The 10,604-nt window shown below is 70.6% G+C and carries 9 protein-coding genes; 2 read left to right on the top strand and 7 right to left on the bottom strand.

Features of this window, described 5'->3' with window-relative positions:
- Nucleotides 1–211 precede the first annotated feature (211 nt).
- A complete protein-coding gene (locus ACFWNN_RS06505; RefSeq protein WP_382438849.1) occupies nucleotides 212–1,468 on the bottom strand; it encodes an alpha/beta hydrolase family protein in 1,257 nt (418 codons plus the stop codon).
- A gap of 204 nt (nucleotides 1,469–1,672) precedes the next feature.
- Nucleotides 1,673–4,771: a S8 family peptidase gene (locus tag ACFWNN_RS06500; RefSeq protein WP_382438848.1), complete on the bottom strand. Its 3,099-nt coding sequence runs from the start codon at nucleotides 4,769–4,771 to the stop codon at nucleotides 1,673–1,675.
- Nucleotides 4,772–4,877: 106 nt separating this feature from the next.
- Between ACFWNN_RS06500 and ACFWNN_RS06495 the strand changes: the two genes are divergently transcribed.
- Nucleotides 4,878–5,468 (top strand): TetR/AcrR family transcriptional regulator, encoded by a 591-nt coding sequence (locus ACFWNN_RS06495; protein ID WP_382438847.1) that lies wholly within the window; start codon nucleotides 4,878–4,880, stop codon nucleotides 5,466–5,468.
- On the opposite strand, the gene ACFWNN_RS06490 is transcribed toward ACFWNN_RS06495, so the two are convergent.
- Both ACFWNN_RS06490 and ACFWNN_RS06485 read right to left on the bottom strand, forming a co-directional pair.
- Nucleotides 5,458–6,699: a cytochrome P450 gene (locus ACFWNN_RS06490; RefSeq protein WP_382438846.1), complete on the bottom strand. Its 1,242-nt coding sequence runs from the start codon at nucleotides 6,697–6,699 to the stop codon at nucleotides 5,458–5,460. The genes ACFWNN_RS06495 and ACFWNN_RS06490 overlap by 11 nt on opposite strands.
- 375 nt (nucleotides 6,700–7,074) lie before the next feature.
- Complete coding sequence (locus tag ACFWNN_RS06485; protein WP_382438845.1) at nucleotides 7,075–7,491, bottom strand: VOC family protein; 417 nt, start codon at nucleotides 7,489–7,491, stop codon at nucleotides 7,075–7,077.
- A gap of 57 nt (nucleotides 7,492–7,548) precedes the next feature.
- Here ACFWNN_RS06485 and ACFWNN_RS06480 point away from each other — a divergent pair, with 57 nt between their 5' ends.
- Entirely contained in the window at nucleotides 7,549–8,193 is a 645-nt protein-coding gene (locus ACFWNN_RS06480; RefSeq protein WP_382438844.1) for a GntR family transcriptional regulator, read from the top strand.
- On the opposite strand, the gene ACFWNN_RS06475 is transcribed toward ACFWNN_RS06480, so the two are convergent.
- Genes ACFWNN_RS06475 through ACFWNN_RS06465 form a run of 3 tightly spaced genes read right to left on the bottom strand, consistent with a single transcriptional unit; the run spans nucleotide 8,190 to nucleotide 10,604 of the window.
- The gene (locus ACFWNN_RS06475) at nucleotides 8,190–8,795 is read right to left on the bottom strand and encodes a DNA-binding response regulator (protein WP_382438843.1); all 606 of its coding nucleotides are present in this window, start codon (nucleotides 8,793–8,795) and stop codon (nucleotides 8,190–8,192) included. The two genes, ACFWNN_RS06480 and ACFWNN_RS06475, sit on opposite strands and share 4 nt — an antisense overlap.
- Nucleotides 8,792–9,850, bottom strand: a complete 1,059-nt coding sequence (locus tag ACFWNN_RS06470) for a sensor histidine kinase (protein ID WP_382438842.1) — start codon at nucleotides 9,848–9,850, stop codon at nucleotides 8,792–8,794. Before ACFWNN_RS06470 ends, ACFWNN_RS06475 begins: the two co-directional genes overlap by 4 nt.
- Before the next feature lie 10 nt (nucleotides 9,851–9,860).
- Nucleotides 9,861–10,604: a hypothetical protein gene (locus ACFWNN_RS06465; protein WP_382438841.1), complete on the bottom strand. Its 744-nt coding sequence runs from the start codon at nucleotides 10,602–10,604 to the stop codon at nucleotides 9,861–9,863.

The raw sequence follows: 10,604 nt of genomic DNA, 5'->3' as shown, positions 1-10,604 counted from the left end.
CGACAGAGCGCTCTGAACAGGAAAGACGTCTGCTCGTTCGCGTGTCCGAACAGTGTCCCAGCGTGCGCAAGGGCGATCACCAGCGGCTGGACAGAGGGCTTCAGGGGAGGTTCGGGCCCGAACCTGCCCGGAAAATTGATTTGATCTCGATACGCGCGCTTGCGCGGGCTTGCTCCGCGCTTGCTGGGGTTGCGTAAGACTTGCGCAAATTTCAGAGCTTCGCGAACAACCTTCTGGCACGGTTCAGCAGATCCAGCCTGTGCTCACGCCGTCGCAGCGAGTGCCCCTCGCCGGGGTAGACCACGAGCTCGGAGTGCCTCACCGCGGCGTGCAGGAGTTCGGCTTGCTCCACCGGCACGTTGGTGTCCTCGGCTCCGTGCACGATCAGCATCGGCGTCGTGATCTCGTGGGCGTACGTGATCGGGCTGAGGTCGAGGGTGTCCGCGAGCGCGGCCTCGAACGCACCCCACTCGCCCTTCGCGACCTGCCGCGGCCAGTCCGAGATGCCCGCGCCGACGAGCGCGGCCTGGAACCTGTCGGTCCTCGTGGTGGCCCAGGCGGCCATGAACCCGCCGTGACTCCACCCGGAGATGCCGAGCCGTTCCGGGTCCGCGACTTCTTGTGCGACCAGCAGGTCGAGCCCGTCCTCGATGTCGTGCCACTCCTCCAGCCCGACCCGGCCGCCGACCTGCGCGGCGAACGCGTGCCCGTGCCCGAGCCCGCCGCGCGGGTTGGGCAGGAAGGTGGCGATGCCCTGATGCGCGAACCACTGCGCCGACGGCACCCAGTGCAGCTGCAGGTTGTCGGTGAACCGGTCGTAGGGCCCGCCGTGCACGATCGTGACGAGAGGGAACGGCCCGTCCTCGCGCGTCCTGCCTAGGGGGAGGACGAGCAGCCCGTCGAGGCCGAGCCCGTCGCGCGCCTGGTAGGTGAGGCGTTCCTGGGTGCCCCAGGGGATGCCGTCGAGATCTTCGTACGGCGACGGCAGGTGCGAACCCCTGACCCGCCCGAGGAAGGTGCCGTCGAGTCGCCGGAACTCGGTGTCGAGTCCGGTCGCCACCACCATCACCGGCGCGTCGCCGTCGTCCTGCACGAGGTCCACCGGGCACGCGGGCATGCCCTCGGTGAGGTTGCGATGGCGTTGGTCGAAGACGGCGTTCCCGGCCTGCAGGCGTGGCGGCGTCAACGCCAGGTAACACACCTCGTCGCCCCACCACACCGGCGATCCGGCGTCCGCCGGCGTCGGGCCCAGGTCGGTGATCGTGCCGTCGGGGGCGATGACGTGCAGTGCCTGGTTGAGCAGGCCGGGATCGATCTGCGGTGACGACCAGGTGATCACGGCGAGCCTGCCGTCGGGGTGGCGCGCGGTCTCGGCGACGTGCCGGCCCGGGATGGTCACGTCCGCCGGTGCCGGCTTGGGCGCCGGAGGGCGGTGGGAGGCCACGATCTCGTCCGTCAGTTCCCGCATCCGCGACCCTCTCGCGCTCAGGCCATTCTCGCGGGGAGGTCCGCGCGGCCTTGATCTCCACCTAACTGCAGGTCCTACGGTCGGCGCCATGACGATTCTCGTGGCGGGGGCGACCGGGAACGCCGGAGCACAGGTCGGAGCAGGTGCTGGAGAGGCCCGCGCGCTCCTTCGCCTCGTGGGCTCGGGAGCGCGCGGGTGCCTTTCTCAGCGGAGCAGGTACGCGTTGACGATCGTCTGCTCCACGGTCTGGCCGTTGCCGGACGCCTTGGCGCGCAAGGAGACCGACTTGGCGTCCCTCGGGTGGGCCAGCAGCACGCGGTTGCTGGTCAGCTGCGTGCGCTTCCACGTCGTGCCGCCGTCGTAGGAGACGTCGACGGACGTGACTCGGACCGAGTCCACCTGCGACTGGGTGGAGATCGGCACGGCGAGCATCTGGCCGGCCCGGCCGTAGCCCTCGTCGTCCAGTTGCGGGGTGAAGCGGATGACGGACAGCGGCAGGGCGGTCCGGCTCGCCGTCGTGTCGCTGCGGAACGTCCACACGCCGGACACGTTCGTGCTCAACGGGCCCGGCCTCGTGGCGGAGGCGACGAGGCGGTAGTTCGCGGCGCCCGGCTGGACGTCGGCGAGGCCCCAGCCCGGCTGGGTCGAGTCGAGCACCTTGGTGTTGTCGCGGTAGAGGACGGTCCGGGCCGCGGTGGCGGGGGAGTAGCCCTCGTTGCCCGCGTTGTCGCCGTAGAGCGGGACGGTGATGCGGACGAAGTCGCCCGTCCGGAACGAGTGCGGGATGTCGCGCGACGTGGGCAGCGCCGGGCCGAACACCGCGCGGTTGAACGGTTCCACGTAGGAGCGGCCGGGCTTGTAGTGGCGCAGCGGCGTCACCAGGGAGCCCAGGTTGCCCGTCTCGTCGAACAGGTTGAAGCGGCGTGACCAGTCGCCGCCGTCACCGCCGTAGTACTCGGTGCGCGGGCCGGGGACGAAGTTGTCCAGCGAGCCGTAGGTCCAGTCGGCGCGGCCCTCGGGGGACGAGGTGTGGCCGATCGAGGCGGTCTGGCCCGGCTTCAGCGCCGGCATGTCGACGCGGACGGACGCCAGGTCCTTCTTGGCGATCGTCTTGGTCAGGCCGGCGGGCGCCGTTCCCTTGCTGTACCAGGCGAGTCCGTAGAAGTCGGAGCCGGCGGTCCAGAAGGTCGCGATCTTGCCGGTGACCTCCTTCGAGTCGGGGCCGATGCTCGCCACGCCGAGGTGGTCGATGGAGCCGCCGACGGAGAAGTTGCCGATGGTGTAGGCGGTTCCGTTGACGACGCGCTCGAAACCGGTCTGCAGCAACGAGAGCTGCGCGGTCACCGGCAGGGTCACCTTGACCGGCTTCGCCTTGCGGGCGTCCAGTTCGATGGTGGTGGCGCCGGTGACGGTCAGGTTCGGGTAGTTGATGACGTCGTGCGTGTAGGCGCCGGACGACGACATCACGCTGCCCATCAGGATGTAGCGGCCCTTGGCGACGCGGGCCACACCCGTGGACGTGTTCGGCCAGACGCGGGCGCCGGTGTCGACGTTGATCAGGTTGGCGAACGTCTGCGTCGTCGTGGCGCCGGAACGCTCGACGCCGACCACCTTGACGTCGTAGCTCTCGACCTCGAGGTCCGCGACGACGGCGGTGCGCAGGCCGCTCGCGACGACCGCGCCGCCGAAGACGCCGCCCGCCGGTTGCTTGGCGATGTCCGCGGTGACGGTGGCCGTCGCGGTGCCGCCGGCCGGAACCGTCAGGCGCGCGGGGGAGACGCTGAACAACGTGCCAGTCGTGTCCGCCGACAGGTCGAGCGTCACGGCCTCGGTGCCCGCGTTGGAGTAGGTGATCTCCCGGGTCAGCGCGGCCTCGCCGGTGTGCGGCCACTGGTGCGCGCCGAAGTCGACGCTGGTCGGGGTCGACGTGACGTTCTGCTTGATCAGCTTCGCCACGTCCACCCGGCCGGTGCCCTGCTCGAACGGCGTGAGCCCGGACTTCGGCGTCGCCGTGCCGGTGAGCCGCGCCTTCAGTTCCGCACCGGTGAGGCCGGGGTGCTGCTGGCTCAGCAGTGCCGCGGCGCCCGCGACGTGCGGGGTCGCCATCGACGTGCCGTCGAGCGCGGTGTACCCCTCGGCGACGGGCGGGCCGATCTTGCCCGCCGCGTGCAGGGCGGCGACGATGCCGACGCCCGGTGCGGTGAGGTCGGGCTTGAGCGTGCCGGACTGGGACGGGCCGCGCGCCGAGAACTCCGCGATCTCGTCGTCGCGGTCGACGGCGCCCACGGTCAGCGCGGAGGTGGCGCTGCCGGGCGACCCGATCGTGCGGGCGGACGGGCCGAGGTTGCCCGCCGCGACGACGAACAGCGCGCCCTTGTCGGCGGTGAGGCGGTTGACGGCCTCTTCGAGGGGGTCGACCTCGGGTGTGTCGTAGCCCCCGAGGCTCATGTTGATGATCTGGGCGCCCTGCTCGACCGCCCACTCCATGCCGGCGATGATCCCGCTGTCGTTGCCGGAACCGTTGTCCCCCAGCACCTTCACGTCGAGGATCTGCGCCTCGGGCGCGACGCCGTGGTACTTGCCGCCGCTCTTCGCGCCGGTGCCCGCGACGATCGACGCGACGTGCGTGCCGTGGCCGTAGCGGTCGACGTTGTCGGCGGACGACGAGAAGTTGCGCTCGCCGATCTCGCGGTCCGCGAGGTCCGGGTGGGTGTTGTCGACGCCCGTGTCGAGCACGGCGACCTTGACGCCCTTGCCTGTCAGACCCGCGGCGTACGCGGCGGGGGCGTTGATCTGCGCGACGCTGCGGTCGAGGTTCGCCTGGCGCTTCGCGTCGAGCCAGATCTTCTCCACGCCGGACGTCGTCAGCGACTGCCCGCCGACGAGCGGCGTCTGGGCGGCGTCGAACGCCACGCCGTTGATGCTGCGCAGCTGGAGGCCGGGGTGTGCCTGCGCGGTCAGGGTTCCGCGCGGGTAGGTCACGATGACCGGAAGGGCACCGTCGTAAGTGGCCAGTTCGGTGACGTCGAAGAGGCGTTCGTCGAGGCGGCCGTCCGCGATCATCGGGATGGCGTCGTGGGGGACGACGTACTCGTGCCCACCGGTCGTGTAGGTCGAGAACAGCACGCGTTCGCGGCCCTGTGCCGGTTTGATCGCTCTTTGTCCGATCAGGACTTGATCACCGGTGATCAGCGTGACCGGGCGGGTCGGCTTCGGCGACGTTTCCGCAGGTGAGGGTGAAGCTTGGGCGTGGCCCGCCGTGAGCAGGGCACCGGCCAGTACGACGACTCCGAGTAGGCGCACCCGGTCCTCCGTATGTCTGGTGGGAGCGGTCTCACGGACCGTAGTGACACGCTCACCTGACAGACAAGGTCTACACCAATTTCCGGCACGCTTTAATCTTTTTGCCGTGACGGGCCTGCGTGAACGCAAGAAGGCGGCGACCAGGGAAGCCCTGGGCGACGCCGCCTGGAGTCTGTGCGTGGAGCACGGTCTCGACGGGGTGACGGTGGATCAGATCGCGCGGGCGGCCGGCGTCTCGCTGCGGACGTTCTTCAACTACTTCTCCTCCAAGGAAGAAGCGGTCGTCGCCGGAGACACGGCCACCGCGCTGGCGTTCGTCGAGGAGTTCGCCGCGCGCCCGGCCGGCGAACCAGTGCTCGTGGCGTTGCGGGGAGCCCTGAACTCGATCTACCCGCGGCACGTCGACCTCGAACGGCTGCGCCAGCTGCGTGAACTGCGGCGCCACCCCGCGCTGCTGCCGCACGTGTTCGCCGCCTACTCGGCCCGCGAACAGGCGCTGACGGCGGCCATCGCGCTGCGGTGCGGCGCGGATCCCCTGGTGGACCCCTATCCGGCGGTGACGGCGTCGACGATCCTCGCGTCGATGCGGGCGGTCGTGCAGTGGTGGCTCGACACGCCCCAGGCCGCCGAGCGCTACACGGCGGACGAGCTGGTCGGCCGGATGATCGACCAGCTCGGCGCCGGGTTCACCAGGTGACCGGGAGCGAGTGCACGCCGTAGATCGACATGTCGGTCCGCAGCGGCACCTCGTCGGCGGGCACGGCGAGCTTGAGCGCGGGAAGCCGCTTGAGCAGCTCCGTGAAGCCGACGACCATCTCGACCCGCGCCAGCTGCTGGCCGAGGCACTGGTGGATGCCGTGCCCGAACGCCACGTGGTGCCCGCGCGGCCGGTCGACCAGCAACGCGTGCGGGTCGTCGTACTGGCTGTCGTCGCGGTTCACCGCGGGCACCGACACGACCACCGTGTCGCCGGCGCTGATGGTGACGCCGCCGATCACGACGTCCTCCTTGGCGTGCCGCGACACCCCGGAGCTGATGATCGACAGGTAGCGCAACAGCTCCTCGACCGCGTTGTCGACCAACTCGGGGTTGTCGCGCAGCTTCGCCCACTGGTCGGGGTGCTCCAGCAACGCGAACGTGCCGAGCGCCAACATGTTCGCCGTCGTCTCGTGCCCCGCGATCAGCAACAGGTTCGCGATACCGGTCAGCTCGTCGTCGGTGAGGTCGGTGTCATTGACGAGCCCGGACAACAGGTCGTCGCCAGGATTCGCCCGCTTGCCGAGCACGAGCCCCTTCATGAACACGCGCATCTCGGTGGTGTTCTTGATCTGCTCGTCCACCGTCGTGTTGAGACTGAGCAGCTTGGCCGTGCGCTTCTGGAACTCGTCCCGGTCGCCGTAGTCGACGCCCAGCAGCTCGCAGATCACCAGCGACGGCACCGGCAACGCGAAGTCGTGCACGAGATCCGCCGGCGCGCCCTTCTCGATCATCGCGTCGAGCTGAGCCGTGACGATCTCGTGGATGCGCGGCGTGAGGTCCCGCATCCGCCGCACGGTGAACTGTCCGGTCAGCAGCCGCCGGAAGCGCGTGTGCTCGGGCGCGTCCATGAAGATGAACGACCCGGCCCGCCGCTCCGGCGGGAACATCTCGGCGTGCAGCTCGGGCGAGAGCATCGCCCTGGCGCGCGGGCTGTTGATGCGGTCCGAGCTCATCTGCGGCGCCGCCAGTACCGCCCGTGCCTCGTCGTGCCCGGTGACGAGCCAGACGCTGTCGCCGTTGTGCTCGATCCGGTGGACCCGCCCGCGCTCGCTCAGGTCGGTCAGCCCGCGGCTGGGGTCGAACGGGCAGCCGCCCCGGTTGACGAGTTCCTCGGGCAGCTGGGGGCGGAAGAGCTCCTGCGCCTTGCGCTGCCGCTCGGCCGTGGTCATGGGGTTCCCCTTGTCTGACCCGGGGTGACCGGGTCGTGGCTCGGCGTCACCTCCAAGCTACCGAAACTTGCGCAACGTGCAAGAATTTTGCCGGTCCTTTAAGGGCTGAGGCTCTGGGGGCGGCGCGGGGTCGGGGGCGGGTGGCGCGAGCGGGGGCGCGGGATGAGGGGGCAGGGGGCAGGCGGGCGCGAGCTGAGGGCGCGAAGGGGTGGGAGGGTGAGGCGCGGCCCCGGAGTGGCTGGTGAGCCGGGCGGGTCTGGCCGGAGTCGGTGGCGGTGTCAGGTGGGCTGAGGTGGCGTTGTCCTTGGGGGTGGCCTGGCGTTGGGGCGGCGCCTGGTTTCAGGTGCCGCCCCGGCGCCTCGAAGTGTTCGGCTGTCAGACCGCGAACACCTGGGCGTCGTCCGCGAACGCCTTGAACTCCAGCGCGTTGCCGGCCGGGTCGAGGAGGAACATCGTCCACTGCTCGCCCGGCTCGCCCTTGAAGCGCACGTACGGCTCGATGACGAACTTCGTGCCGGCGGCGCGGAGCTTGTCGGCGAGCTCCTGGAACGCGTCGACCGTCAGGACGAGGCCGAAGTGGGGGACCGGCACGTCGTGGCCGTCGACCGGGTTGCTGACGCGCTCGGTCTTCGGGGCCAGGTGCGTGACGAACTGGTGGCCGTGCAGGTTCCAGTCGATCCACGTGTCGGAGCTGCGGCCCTGGGGCAGGCCCAGGGTGTCGCCGTAGAAGGTGCGGGCGGCGGCCAGGTCGTCTACCGGCATGGCGAGGTGGAAGCGTGGGACGTTAGGCATGTAGGAATGTTAACAAGAAGACAAGTGGATGCCATGTTGTCTTGTTAACATCACTACATGGCATTGGGGCCGGCGCGGCGGCGAGGGTTGGGGACCGAGGTCGCCGACGTCATTCGCGAGGCGATCTTCGAGGGCACCTATCCGCCGGGTGCCGCGCTGCGCGAGGTCGAGCTGGCCGAGGCGCTGGAAGTGAGTCGCGGGCCGGTGAGGGACGCGCTGAAGGAGTTGGAGCGCGAAGGGCTCGTGCGCACCGAGTGGCACAAGGGGTCCACGGTCGCGCAGCTGTCCGCCAAGGACGTGGCCGAGCTCGACAGCCTGCGCGGCGCGTTGGAGGTGCTCGCGGTCGAGCGGGTCGTCACCACGAACGCGTCGCTGGACAAGATCGCGCTGGCCGCCGAGAAGATGGAACGCGCCGAGACGCCGCACGAGATGGTGCGGTGCGACATCGCGTTCCACGACGCCGTGTACGCCGCCGCCGACCACGGCAGGCTCGCCCAGGCCTGGGACGCGATCCGGTCGCAGGTGCACCTGTTCCTGATCACCCGCGTGGCGCTCAGCTCCGACGGGTACCTCCAGCAGATCCGCGACGAGCACCGCGACCTGGTGGCGGCGCTGCGGCTCGGCAACGCCGAAGGAGCCCTCAAGCTGTTCGCCGAGCACCGCAGGCACGCCTTCGACGTGCTCACGCGCAAGAACGACTAGAGCCAGCCGTGTTCGTGCGCCACGGAGAACGCCTCCGACCGGTGCGCGACCCCGAGCTTCGCCACCGCCGCCGACAGGTGGTTGCGCACGGTCCCGGGAGACAGCGAGGTCCGCGCGGCGATCTCCGCCACCGGCGTGCCGAACTCGCTGAGCCGCAACACCTCCAGCTCCCGCTGCGTCAGCGGGCACGGCGGCGCGGCCAGGGCGTCGGCGGCCAGTGCCGGGTCCACCCAGCGGCCGCCGGCGTGCACGCGGCGGATCACGTCGGCGAGCGTGCCGCCCGGCGATCCCTTCGGCAGGAAGCCCCGCGCGCCCGCGTGCAGCGCCTGTTGCAGGTGTGGTGGGCGGCCGCGGCCGGTCAGGATCACCACGGCGCACGACGGCAGCACGCGCGCCAGTTCCTCGGTGACCTCCAGGCCGTCCAGCGATGGCATCTGCAGGTCCACCACGGCCACGTCGGGGCGATGTGCCCGTGCGGCCTCCACGGCGGCACGGCCGTCGCCGGCGCGTGCCACCACCTCGAGGTCCGGCTCCAGATCGAGCAGGGCCGCCAGAGCGTCGCGGATCAGCTCCTCGTCGTCGGCCAGCAGCACTCTGATCACGTGGGCACCACTACCTGCAACGTGAACACGTCCCCCGACTTCTCCGCCGACACCTGACCACCCGCCGCCGCGACCCGGTCGCGCACGCCGCGAATCCCGTTGCCCTCGGCCAGAGGCTTCTCGGCGCCGTCGTTCGTCACGGTCATCCGCACCTCCGAGCCGACCGAGACGTCGATCATGCACCACGTCGCGTGGCTGTGCCGCAACACGTTGGTGCAGGCCTCCCGCAACGCCAGCGCGAGCTGCGTGGCGTGTTCGCCCGACACGTCGGCCGACGTGACCGTGCACCGGATTCCGGCTTCCTGCAGAACGTTCCGCACGGCCTCGATCTGGCCCGCGAGATCCACGGCGCGATAGCCGTGCACGGCGTCACGCACCTCCTCCAACGCCGACGACGCCAGCCGTTGCGCCTCGAACGCCTCGGCAGCAGACCGCGAGGGATCGGAGGAAGCCAGCCGCCCGGCCAGCTCGGCCTTCAGGGCGATCACCGTCAGCCGGTGCCCCAGCAGGTCGTGGACGTCGCGGGCGAACCGCAGCCGCTCCTCGCTGACGGCCAGCTCCGCCTGCGCCTCACGCCCCGCCCGCGCCTGCCCGAGCAGCCCGGCGAACCACATCGGCAGCCCGGCCATCGCGATGATCGTCAGCCCGACGGACGCCGCGATCATCTGGTACGTCGTGTGGTCGCGCGTCACGAAGAACCCGACCAGCCCCGACACCACCACACCGCCGATGGCCGCGAGCCACCGCCACGGACCGGAGAGCAGCAACGGGGCGAACCCCGCCGCCGCGCCGCCGATCCACGCCCACGTCGACAGCTCGTCCGGCCCGACCGGCGCCACCAGCGGGATCGACACCGCCACCGCGGCCACCAGCACCCACAGGGGTCCGCCCCGCAACGTCACCGCGAACGCCACGGCCACCACCAGCAGCCCCAGCACCCCGAGCCACCGCAACCCGGACGGCTCGCGCAGCACCGACACCAGCGGCACGACCAGCGAGCTCATCCACAGTAGGTGCAGGGCTCCGCGCAACGCGGTGTGCGGAAGGTCGTTCATCGCCATCAGCCTAGAACCACACCGTCAGGATCGTCACCGCGATGACCAGGTCGAACACGCCGCAGCCCTCCGCCCACCAGCGCGGCACGACGGCGTCGCGCACGTGGTGCACCAAGTCCCACAGAGCGTGCGCGGCCCAGCCCAGCGCGATCAGCAGCACCCCGGTGTGCGGCGACACCGCCAGCACCGCCGCGCCCAGCAGCAGGAACAGGCCGAACACCACGAGCTGGACCCGCGGCGCCCGCCGCGCGAAGAACAGGTAGGCCGCCTGGCACAGCAGCAGGGTCCAGACCGGAGGCACCACCGGCGAAGCCCAGAAGTCGATCGTGATCGCCAGCGAGAGCACCGACGGCCACCGGTCGCCCAGGAACCGGATCACCGGGTTGGCACTCGGCGTCCCGTGCTCGTGCCGGTACCTGACCAGCACGAACGCCATCGCGGGCAGCATCAGCAGGTGCCCGCCCATCTCCACGACGTCGGCGGAGACGAGACCGGCCCAGTAGGGCACCAGCACCACGGCGTACGGCACGACCATCGCCGCGCACATCTCGACGATCCGCCCGTGCCCCCGATAGCGCATCCACAACGCCATCGGCACGGACATCGACGCCGCCATCCACAGGGCCGCGAGCTCGACCCGTTCCGGCGTCCACAGGGGCCCGAGCAGGGCCATCCCGACGAGCATCGCCACGAGCATCTCGGCGCCGTGGCGCACGACCGGCGACCGCAGCGCCGGCATCACTGTTGTTGTCAT

The sequence above is a fragment of the Lentzea sp. NPDC058450 genome, from assembly GCF_042721395.1.
GTDB lineage: Bacteria > Actinomycetota > Actinomycetes > Mycobacteriales > Pseudonocardiaceae > Lentzea.
Note: the sequence above shows the minus strand (reverse complement) of the source record. Positions and strands in the feature narration are given on the sequence as shown.

Excerpts from the sequence above, each read along its gene's own strand:
- ACFWNN_RS06505 (WP_382438849.1), bottom strand. The coding sequence starts at position 1,468 with ATGCGGGAACTGACGGACGAGATCGTGGCCTCCCACCGCCCTCCGGCG.
- ACFWNN_RS06490 (WP_382438846.1), bottom strand. The coding sequence starts at position 6,699 with ATGACCACGGCCGAGCGGCAGCGCAAGGCGCAGGAGCTCTTCCGCCCC.
- ACFWNN_RS06485 (WP_382438845.1), bottom strand. The coding sequence starts at position 7,491 with ATGCCTAACGTCCCACGCTTCCACCTCGCCATGCCGGTAGACGACCTG.
- ACFWNN_RS06480 (WP_382438844.1), top strand. The coding sequence starts at position 7,549 with ATGGCATTGGGGCCGGCGCGGCGGCGAGGGTTGGGGACCGAGGTCGCC.
- ACFWNN_RS06470 (WP_382438842.1), bottom strand. The coding sequence starts at position 9,850 with ATGAACGACCTTCCGCACACCGCGTTGCGCGGAGCCCTGCACCTACTG.
- ACFWNN_RS06465 (WP_382438841.1), bottom strand. The coding sequence starts at position 10,604 with ATGACAACAACAGTGATGCCGGCGCTGCGGTCGCCGGTCGTGCGCCAC.